At 36.2% G+C, this 17,494-nt stretch carries 14 protein-coding genes; 5 read left to right on the plus strand and 9 right to left on the minus strand.

The annotated features are described in order from the left end of the window. Positions 1-5: 5 nt before the first annotated feature. The gene (locus AB4J89_RS04075; protein ID WP_368468194.1) at positions 6-2,246 is read right to left on the minus strand and encodes a TonB-dependent siderophore receptor; all 2,241 of its coding nucleotides are present in this window, start codon (positions 2,244-2,246) and stop codon (positions 6-8) included. A 163-nt stretch (positions 2,247-2,409) separates the two neighbouring features. Between AB4J89_RS04075 and AB4J89_RS04080 the strand changes: the two genes are divergently transcribed. Further along, positions 2,410-3,612 (plus strand): hypothetical protein, encoded by a 1,203-nt coding sequence (locus AB4J89_RS04080; protein ID WP_368468196.1) that lies wholly within the window; start codon positions 2,410-2,412, stop codon positions 3,610-3,612. After that, positions 3,602-4,750 (plus strand): hypothetical protein, encoded by a 1,149-nt coding sequence (locus AB4J89_RS04085; protein ID WP_368468198.1) that lies wholly within the window; start codon positions 3,602-3,604, stop codon positions 4,748-4,750. Before AB4J89_RS04080 ends, AB4J89_RS04085 begins: the two co-directional genes overlap by 11 nt. 137 nt (positions 4,751-4,887) lie before the next feature. On the opposite strand, the gene AB4J89_RS04090 is transcribed toward AB4J89_RS04085, so the two are convergent. The 7 genes from AB4J89_RS04090 to AB4J89_RS04120 all read right to left on the minus strand — a co-directional run bounded on the left by AB4J89_RS04090 (position 4,888) and on the right by AB4J89_RS04120 (position 13,058). Next, positions 4,888-6,486 (minus strand): ABC-F family ATPase, encoded by a 1,599-nt coding sequence (locus AB4J89_RS04090; RefSeq protein WP_088495593.1) that lies wholly within the window; start codon positions 6,484-6,486, stop codon positions 4,888-4,890. Between the two features lie 261 nt (positions 6,487-6,747). Continuing rightward, the gene (locus AB4J89_RS04095) at positions 6,748-7,374 is read right to left on the minus strand and encodes an NAD(P)H-binding protein (protein WP_088495594.1); all 627 of its coding nucleotides are present in this window, start codon (positions 7,372-7,374) and stop codon (positions 6,748-6,750) included. A 6-nt stretch (positions 7,375-7,380) separates the two neighbouring features. Further along, positions 7,381-7,872 (minus strand): heme utilization cystosolic carrier protein HutX, encoded by a 492-nt coding sequence (gene hutX / locus AB4J89_RS04100; protein WP_088495595.1) that lies wholly within the window; start codon positions 7,870-7,872, stop codon positions 7,381-7,383. A gap of 39 nt (positions 7,873-7,911) precedes the next feature. Next, a complete protein-coding gene (gene hutW, locus AB4J89_RS04105) occupies positions 7,912-9,258 on the minus strand; it encodes a heme anaerobic degradation radical SAM methyltransferase ChuW/HutW (protein ID WP_088495596.1) in 1,347 nt (448 codons plus the stop codon). 17 nt (positions 9,259-9,275) lie between these two features. Further along, positions 9,276-10,151 (minus strand): ABC transporter substrate-binding protein, encoded by an 876-nt coding sequence (locus AB4J89_RS04110; protein WP_227719012.1) that lies wholly within the window; start codon positions 10,149-10,151, stop codon positions 9,276-9,278. A gap of 2 nt (positions 10,152-10,153) precedes the next feature. Further along, positions 10,154-12,292 (minus strand): TonB-dependent siderophore receptor, encoded by a 2,139-nt coding sequence (locus tag AB4J89_RS04115; protein ID WP_088495598.1) that lies wholly within the window; start codon positions 12,290-12,292, stop codon positions 10,154-10,156. A 283-nt stretch (positions 12,293-12,575) separates the two neighbouring features. Beyond that, positions 12,576-13,058 (minus strand): MarR family winged helix-turn-helix transcriptional regulator, encoded by a 483-nt coding sequence (locus AB4J89_RS04120; protein ID WP_088495599.1) that lies wholly within the window; start codon positions 13,056-13,058, stop codon positions 12,576-12,578. Between the two features lie 99 nt (positions 13,059-13,157). Between AB4J89_RS04120 and AB4J89_RS04125 the strand changes: the two genes are divergently transcribed. After that, positions 13,158-14,033, plus strand: coding sequence for an EamA family transporter (locus AB4J89_RS04125; protein ID WP_088495600.1), 876 nt, complete (start codon positions 13,158-13,160; stop codon positions 14,031-14,033). A gap of 83 nt (positions 14,034-14,116) precedes the next feature. Then, positions 14,117-14,572, plus strand: coding sequence for a YaiI/YqxD family protein (locus AB4J89_RS04130; RefSeq protein WP_088495601.1), 456 nt, complete (start codon positions 14,117-14,119; stop codon positions 14,570-14,572). A 101-nt stretch (positions 14,573-14,673) separates the two neighbouring features. Here AB4J89_RS04130 and AB4J89_RS04135 read toward each other — a convergent pair whose 3' ends face one another. Next, positions 14,674-15,912, minus strand: coding sequence for a TerD family protein (locus tag AB4J89_RS04135; RefSeq protein ID WP_088495602.1), 1,239 nt, complete (start codon positions 15,910-15,912; stop codon positions 14,674-14,676). Positions 15,913-16,084: 172 nt separating this feature from the next. Between AB4J89_RS04135 and AB4J89_RS04140 the strand changes: the two genes are divergently transcribed. Beyond that, a complete protein-coding gene (locus tag AB4J89_RS04140; RefSeq protein WP_088495603.1) occupies positions 16,085-17,485 on the plus strand; it encodes an amidohydrolase in 1,401 nt (466 codons plus the stop codon). The last annotated feature ends 9 nt before the right edge of the window (positions 17,486-17,494 follow it).

Genomic DNA, 17,494 nt, shown 5'->3' on the forward strand with positions numbered 1-17,494 from the left:
ATTTCCTAAAAATAGTAATTTAATACACCAAGAACCACGCGATCTGTACCAATACTACAATAAGTTGAGCTGGTACAACTCGCAACATAGGATTTATTTGTGATATTACTGACAGTTAATCCTAACTCTAATCCCTGTAATTCACGGTTAATTGACGATAATTGGTAGCGGAAGCTCATATCACCTAACCATACTGCGGGTACTTTAAACGTATTTGTATTATCACCGTAAGTTGAACCTAAATAGCGAACACCAGCACCTAATAATGCGCCTTCTAAATAAGGCTGCTGAAAACGGTAATCTATCCATGCAGAACCCGTATGAGTAGGTACTTGAACAGGGTGTTTATTTAACGTTGTCGGATCACTAGTCGATGTCACAATATTATGCAGATAAGCATAATTGAGCATCATATTCACTTGTGGTGTTAACGCTAATTTACTTTCGAACTCGAGCCCACGAGAACGAATTTCCCCAGATTGTTGATAATAATCGGGATTTCTCGGATTATGTGTTGTGACATTTTCTTGAGTTAATTGATAAACAGCAACACTAACGAGTTGTGTTAATTCAGGATTTTGATACTTGATGCCGGCTTCATACTGTTTTGATTTCATTGGAATAAACGCTTTTCCATCTGCATCTGTACCCAATACAGGATCAAAGCTATCTGATGTACTTATCCAAGGTGAGAATCCATTATTAAATTGGTAACTTAAACCAACACGATGACTCCATGCCGTGTTATGGCTTGAATTTGTCACACCTGAAATTTGATTATGTGTATCTAAATCAGCTGAATCATAACGTCCACTCAGCAGTAAATTCCATTGCTGCCAGCGCAAGTGATCTTGCAAATAGTATCCATAGCGATCAAATTGTTGTTTTGTTGAAGTGCGTGAAACTGGATAAGGCTCAAAATCAGGTTTATGATGCGATGCCCAAGGATCAAAGCTGACTGTTTGAGAGCCCCACCAATCTTTTGTCATATAGCCATGTTGATAATCAAAACCTGTCATAACCGTATGATTGATATCCCATGTTGCTATTTTCCCTATCAATTGAGTATCTGTTACCCACGTTTCTGATTTACTCGGTGCTTCTTGATAAACCGCCGTTAATAGACGATCACCGGGTAAAAATCCGCGGGTATAATCACGACTAATTTCAGTATCAACCTTCATAAAGCGGGTATTTTGTTTAAATTGCCACTGAGGTGTCAGTTCATATTCAAATAATGAAGTTAACGACTGTTGTTTGCGATGTGAGTTATCGTGGCTTTGATTATTATAATTTCGATTAGGATCAACTTTACCATTAGGATTCGGTAACAAACCTAAAGCTTGAGCAGGTAACGTATTGTAATAACCCAGACGAGGCTCTTTTTGATATTGACCCAATAGTGTCCAACTCAGTGCATCATTCGGTTTCCATGTAATAGCTGGTGAGATAAGAAAACGTGTTTGACGAGAAGAGGGGATTTGAGACTCTTGTTCAAGCGCTAACCCTGAAACACGATATAACCATGTTTCATCCTCATTGATTGCTGATGTAGTATCAAATTTAATACCATGGTTTTTATTATTGCCAGCTTGCAGTTGCACTTGATGTTGCGTTTGGGCTGAAGGGCGACGTGATGTCATATTAATCACACCACCTGCGCCACCTTGTCCATATAAAGCAGACGCAGGACCATGTACAGCCTCTAAATTTTCTAAACTCCAACTATCAACTTGTGGTGCCCAAATACCACTATTACCGAGCATTCTCAAACCATCTAAATAGTAATCTGCATCAAATCCTCGCATTTTCGAATAATCAATCCCACTACCAAAAGCACCAAACTTTTCACTCACAACACCTGAGCTATAACGCAATGCCTGACTAATAGATTCAGAGGGTAAGTTATCTAATTGAGCACGATTAACAACAGAAACCATTTGTGGTGTTTCTAATAAAGTGGCATCACTTTTAGTGGCTATTGTCTGTTTTTTCGCAATATAGCCATAAGGTTGTGCATCAGACTGAGAGTTTTGCGCTGAAGTGACAATTATTTTTTCAATATTTTCTGAAGCAAAAGAGGGCGATATCACACTTAATGAAATTAATGTAGGTAAAACAAAAGAGTAGCCACATTTCCAATAATTTTTTAATTGCTTATTTGGATAATGTGTCGATTGAGGTAGTAGCAACATAATGATCCCAAAAATGAAAATAAACCATGATTGACTCGTGGTCAGTAACATACACCAATGACCGACTGTCAGTCAATATAAATGATAATCATTTTTATTTAGAGTATATAAATTTTATATTAATTCTGAGGGAAAATAATGTGTGTATTTTTATATAAGTTTTCATGGCATGAGAATAATTTATGCATAATATACACTGCTATAAGAGATAAAAATGATAAATATACCGATAGCTGGAGCCAATATAAGCGATAAAAGAATGAATAAACTTTCTAGTGATAAAAGCCCACAGGATATAATGTCATTAAAAAATAAAATTACAGATTTTTTTAGAAAGGGTGAAATAAATAATGCATTAATATTAATACATAATGTTTTTTATAAAGAAGACAGCATTATTTTAAATAGGCTTACTGCTTTTAGCAAATTAATTGAAATGACAGGGGAGAATTACAAATTTTATTTTAATGTCAATTTTGAAAATGATAGTATCTTGTTCTCTATTGAGAACGAAGTTAAGTTGAAATTTAACTTAGGAGATCTTATTTTTGAGATTATTAATAACATAGATAATAAAGAAATAACAGATAAAAATATACCTTTAGAAAAAAATAATGCGTTGATTAATAGCGTTATAGAAAATATAAATAAAAATAACATTTTAAATAATAACGAAGACATCATGTCTATTATTGAAAAAATAAAGCAAGAGTGTCTATTTACCATTTTTGGAGATTTAAATAAGAATAAGCCTACAACTATAAATGATTCTGAATCACTCAATTTTTTATTTAAAGAAAATAGTGATGTTAATATTAAAAAATTAATAAATAATATTTTTTCAGAAGACAAGAAAAACCGAAAATCTATTGCAGAAAAAATACAGGACTTCTACTTATTTAAAAAAATAATAAAAGAAAGTTATAATCAATATATTTCATTGGAAATTAAAGATGACACAGTAGAATTGAAATTAGCCAACATTATAAAAAAATATAGTTTAATTAACCTTATAAAAGAGCAATTACCACCAGTAATTTTTAATGAAAATAAAGAACTATTAGATCAAACTGAACGATATGAAAAGTCAAAGGAAATTAAAAACCATTTAATTGAAAAATTAAAACATCAAAAAAATATTAGTATTTTAGATTTAATAAAAAATGAAACCAGAGAGACATTATTAAGTTCTGGTATAAAAGAGGATTTTTCAAATCTGGATTTTAAACCAAAAAATATCAATGAATTAATTAAGTTGATCGATAACCTTACATATATAATACCTTCTGAAATAGGTATAACCTTCAATAATAACTCAATAAAATTATTTACTGAAAATAAATATGGAAAAAAAATAAAAATAACCGAATTAAAAACAAGCACAAATCCAACGTTTTTAAATAAAATTGCCCAATGATAATTATTATAAGTTAATTATTTTTTCTGAAATAGAGAAAGAATCAAGCCGAGAAAAATTACCTATACATTCAGACTTAATAAAAAAATATTTATATCACAACATTAATTATAAAGACACTAATAATATTGATAACATCAATGCTAATATATATATAAAATACTATGATGAGTTAATTAAAAACTTTAATTTTATATATAATAATATACGTGATAATTGCAGTGAAAATCGGCGAGATCAATATATATTAAAAATGCTTCTTAATAAGAAGGCTGTCGATAGTAAAGATAAAATGGATTTAAGATATCTATATTCCATTGTGAATGATAAAAACAATAAACATTATAATGAACTAATTAATTTAAATGAAGCACTTACATTCTTGAAAAAAAACATGCCTGGAAGAAAAGTGGATGAACATTTTTTTGATTTGTTTTTAAATAAGGAAAATACACTTTTAAAGAAAATGTCAATATTTAGAGAATTTAAACATTGCTTAAAAATTGATGCTAAAAACCCTAATAACCCATTGGATTTTTCAGTAAAAAATAATGAAATAGAATTCTATTTAATCGATAAATCAGGTAAGAAAAAAATATCAACAAAACATAATCTCAATAATGATATCTATCATAAGATATCTGAATTGGATAAAGAAACACAAACTTGGCTATTAGAAATATCGTTAATGAATAAGGTTAATATTGATTTGGTTATTGATACTTTTAAAAATATTAAACTAACATTACTTGGTAATAAATTTAGTCACGATATAGATTATAATAGCTATATGTTTAATTTAATATTAAAAGACTTAGATAAATTAAAATCAAATGATTACTATGTAGGTGAAATAAGAAAATTTATTAATGAACAATTGCTGGCTATTAATTTAACGGCTCAAAATAGGATGCCAAGTTTAATAGATAATTTATCTACTTTCAATCCAGATAAAAAAGAAGCGTTAATATCCTCTATAACTAAAATTGCAACGAGTAAGAATGCTAACAATAGAGTTTTATTGTGTGAAAAAATAGAAAAAAGCTATAAAAATGATGGTATCTCTTTATTTTCGGATCAAAATAAAACATTCATTATCTTTAAACATAAAGTTATCTATGAATATATGAATATATGAATATATGAATATATGAATAATAAAAAATCAGAATTAGCTCAGTAGATGGGTAGATATCTAGAAAATGCAATAAAAAAGGCTTGATAAATAATATCGAGCCTTTAACTATTTATTACTCTAATTTTGTTATAACGAAATTAAAGTGTGACACCTTTCTTCGCAAGGAACTCATCATAAGTTCCTTGGAAATTAGTCACTTTTTCAGGTGTTATTTCAATAATACGGTTTGCTAATGAACTAACGAATTCACGGTCATGAGAAACAAAAATCAAAGTACCTTGATAAAGTTCTAATGCCATATTCAGTGATTCGATAGATTCCATATCTAAGTGGTTAGTTGGTTCATCCATAATCAGAATGTTTGGTTTTTGCATCATTAGCTTACCAAATAACATTCTACCTTTTTCACCACCCGATAAAACTTGAACTGATTTTTTCAAATCATCTTGAGAGAACAGTAAACGACCTAATACGCTACGTACAGATTGCTCGTCGTCTTCTGGTTTCATCCATAAGCTCATCCAATCAAACACCGTCATATTGACTTCAAAATCAGTTGCATGATCTTGTGCATAATAGCCAATGTTTGAGTTTTCAGACCATTTTAAACGACCAGTATCAGGTGTTAATTCACCGACTAATGTTTTGATCATTGTCGATTTACCCACGCCGTTGTTACCTAAAATGGCAACTTTTTCGCCCACTTCAAGCATCATATTGACATCTTTAAACAGCGGGGCATTATCATCATAGCCTTTAGAGATATTTTCCACTTCAAGCGCATTACGGAATAATTTTTTCTCTTGTTCAAAGCGAATGAATGGGTTTTGGCGACTAGATGCTTTAACTTCAGCTAATTGAATTTTCTCAATTTGCTTAGCACGAGAGGTTGCTTGGCGTGATTTAGAGGCATTAGCACTAAAGCGACTTACGAAAGATTGTAATTCACTAATCTGTGCTTTTTTCTTCGCATTATCCGCTAATAAACGTTCACGCGCTTGAGTTGCAGCAAACATATATTCATCATAGTTACCGGGATGAACCGCAAGCGCACCATAGTCTAAGTCAGCCATGTGCGTACATACCATATTTAGGAAGTGACGGTCATGGGAAATAATGATCATGGTACTGTTACGTTCATTTAGCGTTTGCTCAAGCCAACGAATGGTATCAATATCCAAGTTGTTCGTCGGTTCATCCAGTAACAGAATATCTGGATCAGCGAACAGGGCTTGTGCAAGTAACACACGTAATTTCCAACCCGGAGCCACTTCACTCATAGGGCCATTATGTTGTTCTAATGGAATACCTACGTTTAGCAATAATTCGCCAGCACGGGATTCAACGGTGTAACCGTCCATTTCACCAAATTTCACTTCAAGATCGGCAACACGTAAACCATCTTCTTCGCTCATTTCAGGTAAGCTATAGATGCGTTCACGCTCTTGCTTCACTTCCCAAAGTTCAGTGTGACCCATAATCACGGTATCAAGCACAGTAAACTCTTCATAAGCGAACTGGTCTTGTTTTAGTTTACCAAGACGTTCATTAGGATCGAGGAATACGTTGCCGCTACTTGGCACTAAATCGCCACCTAAAATTTTCATAAAGGTTGATTTACCGCTACCGTTGGCACCGATTAAACCATAGCGATTTCCGCCACCGAATTTGACAGAAATGTTTTCAAACAGTGGCTTTGAGCCAAACTGCATAGTGATATTATTGCTGATTAACAAGACGAATACTCATTATTAGTGAATGACAAAAGGTAATGGGGCGGCATTATGCCACAAGTTACCCCTATTAAGACAGTAAAGTGACGAATGACTGTTAAGGAATTTTAGCTGTAAGATAAAAACTCATCATATTGTGAGTTTTTGCCCATAACTAAAGTAAGAAAAAAGAGATAACGTCAATTCGCTATCTCTTAGTTGTAAGCTTAACTTGAAACGTAATATATTCACTGCGCACGCAACGACTTGGTAACCACTTAGTAATTACTTGGAAGGTACTAAACCTGGTTCAACCACAGCATAAACTTGGTCATCTAGAAGATCAGCCTCAAGAAGCTGAGTCACTAAACGTGCAACATCTCGACGATTAACTAAACCATGCGTCTCTTCATATTGATAAAGCTGAGCCTTGCCCGTTTCTTCACCATTAAGTAATCCACCCGGTCTTACTATTGCATAATCAAAACGGCTAGTTTGCAACCACACTTCGGCCAATGATTTTTCTCTTACGGCTTGACCAAATGCCGCTTTTGCCCTGTCTGATAAAGCAACCCAACTATCACCACATCCTAAAGAAGAGACCATTAACATACGTTGAAAACCCATTTTCTCCGCAGTATCAATGACAGTTCGATGAGCGAGATAATCATTTTCACCCCCCATTGTGGAAACAATATCGGCTTCTTTTCCTGCTAATGTTAAAACAGCTTCAACAGCTTTAGCATCAATCGCATCACCAATAACAGTTTTGATCCCTTTTTCTTCTAAACGGCTAGCCGCTTCTTCGGAACGAACTAAAGCCACAATAGGGCGTTGTTGTGTAACACCAATATCTGCAATATGTGCGCCAACACCTTTACCGCCAGCGCCAAAAATAACCCATGTTTTCACGAGCAATTATTCCTTATTTAATTGTTGTGCTAATTGACGGAAGGCTGATAATTGCTCTGGCAATAATTGACGATGCTCATCTCTGCCAAGGAAAATCTTAAACATTGCAACACCTTCTTGATTGAAAAATAAGATAGAGGCGGTATCCATACCCATAAATTTACGCTCGATCATCGCAATATATTGGCAATTTTCGGCTTTAATATGGCCTGTCATTCCTTTTTTACCACGTAAGTTAAAATAGCCATGGCGATGAAAACCACTCGGTAATTCGCCGCTAAATTCTAAGATAACATCTTGAGTATGCACAAGTGTGGTGACATTACCCCATTTCATCACGTTATCCCACACTGTATCGAATTGCTCACCACTCATTAATGAGCGTGATGGCAAATGTCTCACAACTTCTAACAAGGTTGTATCAAATTGCGTAGCGATAGTTTCTAGCGTTCCATCAGGCTCGGTCATTAAAAATTGTTGTAGCTCTATATTCATGATGTTATTTCCATCTTTTAATTAATATTTAGGGTAATAAAATTAGCGAGGTGTATTTAATTGCAAAATTAATTGTTGTAAGGATGTCAGCAAATTACTTGCCCAAAACCGACCTTCATTGGTGAGTTTCATACAAAGAAAATCATCTTCAACAAGGCCTGCTTGATACCATTGATTTAATAAAGGGGAGAGCAGAGTCGCTTGCGGACTTAATTTAGCTAAATCAACACGCCCGCACTCAATGCCAGCTTGTAATTCATGACGCCAACGAAAACCACTGTCAGTTGTACGACTCATCATCATTAAAGGTTTTTGGTTATCTGTGATTTTTTGATAATAGCTATCCAGTGAACGCTCAATCATCCATGAATAACCATTAACCGAACCACCAGCACCAGAGCCAAAGGCAAGGCAATCCGCACCTTGTTTAATTAATAAATTATAGAGATTACGTTCGCGGGTTGTTCTAGCCCAATGGCTATTGCTGATCTGACGCCAACCTACATTCTCCATAAAATCACAGCCTTGAAGATATAGCGCACGCCGTTCTATCGGCGTTGGCACAGTGATCCGCTGATTTTCAACCGCTTTACCTAATGGTGTATTAGGAAGTAAATTCAATGCATACAGATCGACACCATCTAAACCAATATCGTGGGCAATAGTGAGATCTTCTTGCCAATTCATCGCATTTTGTCCCGGCAATCCGAATAACAGATCACACACCACAGCAGCTCTATCACGTAAGCAGAGTCCTTTCATAAAATTAGCGGCTTCTTCACCCGTTGATGTTCTTGCCATTCGTTTACGAATTTTGCTATTAAAGGTTTGAATACCAATAGAAAAACGGTTTGCACCTGCATCTAAACAAGCATCAATTCGATTATCATCAAAATTTAAAACGCGACCTTCAATCGTAATTTCACAATCGGGTGCTAAAGGAAGTGATTGGCGTAAATGTGTGATCACACGATAGAGATCTTTTGCTGATAATGCAGAAGGGGTTCCACCACCAAAATAAACGGCATGAATTGGTGCAGACTGATAAAGTAAGCTATCTGATTCAGCCGATATCTCACGCAATAATGCGTCGGTATAGCGTGTACAGGCTTCTTCGTGGTAGTTATTTTGATAAAAACCACAAAATGTACAATGAGTTGCACAAAAAGGAATGTGGATATACAACAAACGTTTACATGCAGGTGTTTTACTTTCTAATAAAGCTTGCCATGTTGATTGTTGCTCTTCTTTTGCAATAGGTACAGAGCCTCTCCACGGCATGGTGGCATGTCTATCGCGAAAAGGGCTATCACCCTCAAGTGCAAAATGGGGAGTAAGATCGATTTCAGTTGAAGATTGCGTGCTATGTGTTGCGACTGATTCTTTCATTATTAAATCATTCCTACTTATTTATCATTAACAGGATCAGCGGGATAAAACTGCTGATGCAATAACTCCACGGCATCCACAATACGAGGTCCCATTCCCAAAATAAGGGATTGATCAATTTCAATAATACGTTGGGTTTTCCATGCTTGAGTCATTGAAACACCGGGCACAGAAGCAAGCCCTTCAGAGGCTCTTAATCCACCGGTTTGGTTTTTCTGACTCTGCGTTGTAATAACAATTAATTCTGGATTGGCAGCAATAATCGCCTCTGCACTATAAATACGATAGTTCTCATGCGTAGCAATATTCTCGCCGCCGGCTAAATGAAGAATGGCATCCGCAACACTGGTTTTTCCCGCAACTTGAGGAATTCCACCACCAGGTGAAAGAAAGAACATCACTTTCACTTTTTGCTTAATTTGACTATTTTTAGCGTTGATCACGGCTAAACGAGATTGAAGAGAACCAATTAATGCTTCTGCTTCCTTTTGTTTATCTAATGAAATCGCTAAGGTACGAATATTTTTAAGCATTAATTCAAATGTGGCGGGTGTTCTTGGTAAGGAAATCACCTTTACATTATGCTGTGCCAGCTGGCGCAGTACCATTTTAGGTTCAGCATCATCCCAAGTTACAAAAGTAGAAGGGCGTAAAGACAAAATGCCTTCTGTACTTAGCTGCTTCCAGTATCCGATATGAGGTAATGTTTGCGTTTGTTCAGGATAAGACGTCGTTTCATCAACACCAACAACCTTATTACCAGCACCTATGGCATAAACTAATTCTGTAATAGAGCCACCGGCAATAACCCAACGCTCACTATCTTCGTTATCTTTTGCCATTAAGTTAAAAGGTAACAATAACAAGCTGAGTACGATCGCTATTTTTTTCATAATTAAAATGCCCATGTCAGACCAACTGCAGCATTAATACCCGTAGCAGGGATAGATTCATGGGCCGTTTGATAACGCTTATTCAAAATATTATTTAAATCAAAGTTGATACGATATTGATCGTTATTGCCAAATTCTGTACTCAGTGAAAGGTTAACCGTTGTCCAACCAGCATAGTGCTGTTTATTTTCTGGGTTGCTATGATCTTTCGCTTTTGTTGCTGCTCTTAAATACAAATCTGACATTAAATTCATATTATTGAGCAATAATAAATGTTTAGCACCAAAACGAGTCGTTAATGTAGGTTCGCCGGTATCCCATGTTTTCAATGTTGAACCAATAAATTGGCGGCGCATCACATTGGCAGAAACATAAGGCGTAATTGACCAGCCTTGGTATTGAGCCATCACTTCCATACCATAGGTTTTAGCGCGATCGATATTGTCATAATAGAAATAATCTGCTCGTCCTGTTTTGCTATTTCCTTCGCAAATCGATTCGCCAGCACAGGCAATAGATGTGATGTAATCTTTGGCTTCAGAATAATAAATCGCGCTGTCGATATACCAGTTATTTCCTTTATAACGCGCACCAAATTCCACATTATTAGAGTGTTCAGCTTCAAGATCTCGATTACCGTAAGTCACCGCACCGCCAGCAGTCGTGTTCATAAATTGCTGAACCAGCGTTGGGAAAACATAACCTTGTGCAAACGCGAGACGTAATTCTGTATCTTTAAATCCAGAATAACGCACATTAGATGACACAATAAAAGCGTTATCTCTTACAGGATCAGAGCCTAATGTCTTATAACTTGTTCCTGTCTTATTATGATGAACAGTTTCATCACCATCTTGTAATTCTGATTTCAACCAATATTGTCTGGCACCCATTGTCCATGACCAATCCTCTGCTATTTTCCAATCATTTTGGGCAAAAACAGACACATTAGTTTGCTGACTACGATTATGTAACAGAGATTGTTTTTCGTAATTTACGGCAGGAGGGAAGCCTGTTGTACTATTTGAAGATGTTTGACCAACAGAGGTTTGTTTTACTTTATCTTGTTGATATTGCGCACCTAAAATTAACTCATTATTTGCAGGTAACGTAAAGTTTGCCTGCATAGTCATACCATAAGTATTCTGCGTATCTTCTGATTGGGTTCTGTTTTTAACCGTCAAATTACCAATCATTGGACTGCCTGTTGGTGTAACAACACCCACGCGGTTTTCAAATTTTCGCTCTATACGCTGTGTGTAAGCATCAATATGAAGTTTTTTGAAATAATCTGCATCAATCTCATAGTCATAAAATAAACCGACTTTTTCACGCTCAAGTTTAGGCACTTTAACGCTAAACTCTTGATACTTTCCTTCATCCGCGTAATAAGATTGCGTCGATAAATTATAGCGATCAAGTGAAAGGCCAAATTTATGTTTATCCACTTTATAGCCTAACCATGCACCTTGACCGTTATTTCTAAAATGCGTATTAGGTAAACGCCCATCAGGCGTATATCTGTCGCCATGATCGGCATAACTTCCATTAAGGCGATATTCAAAATCACCGACAGTACCTGAAATTAACGCAGACTCTCGCCAGCCCATCGTGGCTGAGTCATAAACGACTTTGACATTTCCCCCAAAAGGCTTATCGCCACCTTTTTGAGTAATTAAATTCACTACACCGCCAATAGCTTGTGAGCCATAAAGTACAGAATAGGGGCCTTTAACCACTTCAATGCGCTCTAATGCAGATTCATCTATTAAAATACCAGCACCAAAGTTTTGACCACCTCGTTGATAGGTTACTTCTTGTCCATCAACTAACAAAAGTACGCGTGATGATGCTTCTCCACGAATGCGGATCTGTTTACGGCCAGCAAGGCTATTATCCGTGACTTCAACACCGGGGATATCACGTAATTGGTCTGCAATAGAAGAAGATGTTGACTGAGTTAATGTTTCTTTATCGATAACTTGAATGGTAGCAGGGCTATTCCATAACGAAGATGCGCTACGTGTTGTAGTAACAACCAGTGTTTCTTCTTTAGGCGAAACATTATCAGCAATAGCATATTGAGAGAGTGAGAGTGTTAAAGCAGATAATACGAAGCAAGACTTAAATTGAATACACATAATGCGAATCCTAATGAGATCAATAATTATTATCATTCGCTTTATAATTTAAGTTTTGGCATTCATCAACCACAAAATGGTAAATAGAATGCATCTTTGATTTAAATCAAAGTAAAAGTGTGATTTCATGCATATTAGCTGCTTAAGTAAACAGAAATAACACAAATAGAAGGGTTTTTAAGCAAGTAGTGAAAAAAGGTAAGTAAAGACACTCGGTTTATATTCTTACCTTCATTATCGAGAGAGTTAGGTTAAATGGAAGAAAATAAAAGCGGATAAAATACTATTCTAATGTGTTAAGAAAAACTTTAAGCAATTGGTTTAATGCTTGTTGTTCTTGTTGTGATAAACCTGAGACTAAACGTTTTTGATTTTCAACGTGTGCTTCTATTACTTGGTTGATTAATTCCAGACCTTCAGGTGTTAGCGAGACTAAAAAACCACGCCCATCTTCTGGATTAACTTTACGAATAACCCAACCTGCTTTTTCTAATTGATCAATACGATTTGTCATCGTGCCTGATGTAACCATCAGTGTTGATAACATCTCACCAGGAGAGAGGGTATAAGGATCTCCTGCACGTCGTAGTGTAGCAAGAACATCAAAACTTGACGTATTTAAGCCAAATTGAGAGAAAACTTTCTCCATTTCGCGCGAAAGATGCAAAGTTATATTCCCCAATCGACCGATTAATCCCATCGGACTAATATCAAGATCAGGGCGCTCACGCTGCCATTGTTTAGTAATTTTATCTATTCTGTCCATGCATTCATAATGTCAATTATTTATCTTGACGTCAAGGTATTATCAATTTATCTTGACCTCAAGATAAATTAGTATGGTAACAACTAAACGAGTGATTTTATGAATCGATACACAACATTACTACTAACGGCATTAGCTCCTATTGTATGGGGGAGCACTTATATTGTGACAACGGAAATGTTGCCCGCTAATGTTCCCATGACGTTAGCTGCATTACGAGCATTACCCGCAGGAATTTTATTACTAATTATCATGAGACAACTGCCACAAGGTATATGGTGGTTGCGTGTCATTATTTTGGGGATTTTAAATTTCTCTCTGTTCTGGTGGCTATTATTTATTTCAGCCTATCGTTTACCTGGTGGTGTCGCTGCAACAGTGGGTGCCGTTCAGCCTTTAATTGTCTTATTTTTATCTCGATGGTTATTACAAACTCGGTTGTCATGGTTGTCTATTTCAGCCGCATTAGGCGGTATTTTTGGTGTGGCAATACTGATATTGACACCGAATGCAGCGCTTGATCCTATAGGAATAATTGCAGGATTAGGCGGTGCATTTTCTATGGCGACAGGTACTGTATTAAGTCGTCGTTGGCAACCGCCTGTTACACCTTTAACGTTTACAGCTTGGCAATTAACCGCTGGTGGCGCTGTATTATTACCTTTTGCGTTATTTTTTGAACCCGCATTACCTTCATTTACAGGAATTAATCTTTTAGGCTTGGCTTATTTAACCTTAATCGGTGGAGCATTAACCTATATTTTCTGGTTTAGAGGATTAGCATTATTGGGACCAAGCTCTGTGGCTTCATTAGGCTTTTTAAGCCCACTAAGCGCGGTTATTTTAGGTTGGGCATTGTTAGGACAACAATTAACGAGTTTACAAATTCTAGGCATGATCGTGATATTAATTAGTATCTGGGCTAATCAACAGTCAGAAAAACGAGAAAGAGCAAAGCTTCAGTCACTTAGTTAGGATTAATGTGTTATTTTAAACGCCACAAATACAGACCATTTAATACCGACTGTTTAATACCGAATAATCAAGAGAGTGTTGTTATGCCTATATGGGTTGATGCTGATGCATGTCCAAAAGTAATCAAAGAAGTGTTATATCGTGCAGCAGATAGAGAAAAAGTGATTATTACTTTTGTTGCTAATCAACGATTAATCGTGCCCGCATCGCCTTTTTTACGTACATTACAAGTTTCTGCTGGGTTTGACGTTGCTGATAACGAAATTGTTCGCCGTACTAATAAAGATGACTTGGTTATTACCGCTGATATTCCATTAGCAGCCGAAGTCATAGAAAAGGGTGCAGTCGCTCTAAATCCAAGAGGCGAACGTTATACTGAAGCAACTATTCGGGAACGTCTAAATATACGTGATTTTATGGATACAATGAGAGCAAGCGGTATTCAAACTGGAGGTCCTGCAAGTTTAAGCCAACGCGACCGTCAACTTTTTGCCAATGAATTAGATAAGTGGTTTTTACAACAAAAAAAGCGCGCTTAATTTAATCAGCAATAAATGCTTTTAATAAATAAACGGGCATAGATATTATTGCCCGTTTTTCTTTAAGATAAACTTTAGATTATTTCTTTTTTATAATGAGATCAGACATAACGTTTAGTGCCTAAAATACTGGGTTTCTTCCCTTTAAAAACATGGGGGCCATCCATTGTTAATTTAAGCTCATTACCATTACGTGTTAACCAAGGTGTCGCTTCACTACCTGCTCTTGATGTTACACCTGATGGTTTTAATGTAATGCTATCTTGATCAATTTCAATAATACCAATCACATAGGTATAAATCATATTATTGAAAAAGCCTTTCTTATACTCGCAAGAACATTCAACTACTTGATTGCCATATTCCATACGCATTGTTGGTTTTAATGAGGCAACAGAAACACAACCGTTACTAATCGCAGAGTAAACACTACAAACTAACGCGACTTTACCGCCCATTAATTGGGAAATAGCGGGATTAATCTCAATGGTTTCGCAACCGGGTTGTTCTTGACTCACACTCACCACATCACCGGTATGGAAAACAAAAGGATCAGAATTAAAAGCACCGCTTTTATCTGGCGCTTGAATAATCGACATTTGACCATTCGGGCGTAAAATTCCCACACGAAGATCTAAATCATCATTATCTTTTCCATCTCCATTATCTATCCATGTTGCACTGACTAAAATACGCTTAGGCGCATCATTACCTTTTAGCAATGAAACACGATGACTACTATCTGGTTTAGTCAGTTTCACTACGCTTTTTTGTATATTTACGGGAGCAGGTGGTGGTGTAACAACAGGAGCAGGCTCTTCAACTTCAACACCGTAAAGGTTACATAAGCCCGCAAGTCCAGAAGCAAAACCTTGCCACACAGAACGGACTTTATTCTGACCATTTCGAACATAAAGCTCTAAAACGATGATACCTGTTTCTTGTGAAAACTGGCTAGGCGCTAACTCAATAACTTCATGATTTATCAGCACTTGTGCTTTTAATTGATTAACAACAGCGAAACCGCCAGCACTGCCATCTTGCGTTAATGTAATTGCTATTTTGGTAATATTTGCGGGCAAACGAGAAAAATCAAAGTCAATACTATGAATAACTGTTGAGCCTTGAGTTATCGGTGAAATAAACGAAGCTGCACCAGAAGCATGATGAGGAGCATTAAAGAAAACCATATCATCATCATTAACGACTTTTCCTGAATCTGTTACTAAAAACGCAGTCAGATTAATATCAAGATTATCGCCTACTGCATGAGAGACTTTAACTTGTCCTTTATTTTCGTTGAGTGATGTATTTTCACCCGGTTGTAACGTTTTACTCATTAAACCGCTCCTTGATTGATAAGACTAACTGCAAGAAATTTAGACCGCGAATGCGATAATAACTTCGATTAATTATTTATTCGGTGATCTCATTCACTTTTGGTTGATATCAAAAGCCGATGAATTTACTTATAATCTTAGGGAAATTTTCCCATCAAGACGAGAGGTAATGATGTCATTTTCTAAATCTATGCTTGCTTTGGCTGTTATGGCGGTCTCCTTTTCTAGTTACGCGGCAAAACAGGCTGATTTGATGATAGTTGACGGTACTGTTCTAACTATGGATCAGCAAAATAAAATCATTGAACAGGGTACTGTTGTCGTAAAAGAAAATAAAATTATTGCCGTTGGTGGTCCTGAGCTTTCAAAAGAATATCAAGCCAACAAAGTGTTAGATGTTGAGGGTGATATTGTGATGCCGGGTTTAATTAATACCCATACGCATGGTTCGATGACGGTATTTCGTTCATTAGCCGATGATGTACCAGACAGACTTCATCGCTATATTTTCCCACTCGAAAGCAAAATGGTTTCTCGCGAAATGGTCAGAGTAGGTGCCGAACTTGCAAATATCGAAATGGTAAAGGGTGGCGTAACAACTTACGTTGATATGTATTACTTCGAAGATGAAGTCGCTAAAACTGTCGATAAAATGGGTAATCGCGCAGTATTAGGAGAATCTGTTATTAATTTCCCAGTTGCAGATGCGAAAACACCAGAAGAAGGTATCCAATACGCAGTAAACTTTATTAAAGAATATAAAGATCACCCTCGTATTATCCCAGCATTTGCACCACATGCTCCTTACACAAATACCACAGAAAACCTTCAGAAGATTGCTAAATTATCAATAGAACTTGATGTTCCTGTTATGATCCATTTGGCTGAAACTGACCGTGAACAAGAAGAAATCGCTAAACGTACTGGTGGTAAAAGTCCAGTTCAATATATGGCAGATATCGGAGCGCTAAATAATAAAGTTATCGCAGCTCACGCAATTATGGTTGATGATAAAGATATTGATTTACTGAAAAAATATGATGTTGGTGTTGCTCATAATATCAGTGCAAATACTAAATCAGCAAAAGGTGTAGCGCCTGTCGTCGCGATGTTAGAAAAGGGTGTTCGTGTGGGCTTAGGGACTGATGGTCCAATGTCGAGTAATACGCTAACGACCATGAATGAGCTAAATCTTGTAGGTAAAATCCATAAATTAGAGAACAAAGATCGTGCTGCTATGCCACCATTAACCGTTGTAGAACTGGCAACAATGGGTTCGGCTAAAGTATTACATATGGAAGATAAACTGGGATCTTTAGAATCAGGCAAACTTGCTGATATTATCGTTGTTGATACTAAATCGCCTAATATGGTGCCAATGTATAGCCCTTATGCAGCATTAGTGTATGGCGCAAATGGCAGTAATGTTCGCCACACCATTGTTGATGGAAAGATCTTAATGGAAGATCGCCAACTATTAACCGTTGATGAAAAAGCCATTATTAAAGAAGCACAAGATTTCTCAGATAAAGTACGTAAAACCGTTATCGACAGCGGTGAAATTGTTAAATAAGATTCGATA

The organism is Proteus sp. STS61-E, assembly GCF_040932335.1.
GTDB lineage: Bacteria > Pseudomonadota > Gammaproteobacteria > Enterobacterales > Enterobacteriaceae > Proteus > Proteus mirabilis_B.

Coding starts and splice junctions, on each gene's coding strand:
- AB4J89_RS04075 (WP_368468194.1), bottom strand. CDS start 2,246: ATGTTACTGACCACGAGTCAATCATGGTTTATTTTCATTTTTGGGATC.
- AB4J89_RS04080 (WP_368468196.1), top strand. CDS start 2,410: ATGATAAATATACCGATAGCTGGAGCCAATATAAGCGATAAAAGAATG.
- hutW (WP_088495596.1), bottom strand. CDS start 9,258: ATGAAAGAATCAGTCGCAACACATAGCACGCAATCTTCAACTGAAATC.
- AB4J89_RS04110 (WP_227719012.1), bottom strand. CDS start 10,151: ATGAAAAAAATAGCGATCGTACTCAGCTTGTTATTGTTACCTTTTAAC.
- AB4J89_RS04115 (WP_088495598.1), bottom strand. CDS start 12,292: ATGTGTATTCAATTTAAGTCTTGCTTCGTATTATCTGCTTTAACACTC.
- AB4J89_RS04120 (WP_088495599.1), bottom strand. CDS start 13,058: ATGGACAGAATAGATAAAATTACTAAACAATGGCAGCGTGAGCGCCCT.
- AB4J89_RS04125 (WP_088495600.1), top strand. CDS start 13,158: ATGAATCGATACACAACATTACTACTAACGGCATTAGCTCCTATTGTA.
- AB4J89_RS04130 (WP_088495601.1), top strand. CDS start 14,117: ATGCCTATATGGGTTGATGCTGATGCATGTCCAAAAGTAATCAAAGAA.
- AB4J89_RS04135 (WP_088495602.1), bottom strand. CDS start 15,912: ATGAGTAAAACGTTACAACCGGGTGAAAATACATCACTCAACGAAAAT.
- AB4J89_RS04140 (WP_088495603.1), top strand. CDS start 16,085: ATGTCATTTTCTAAATCTATGCTTGCTTTGGCTGTTATGGCGGTCTCC.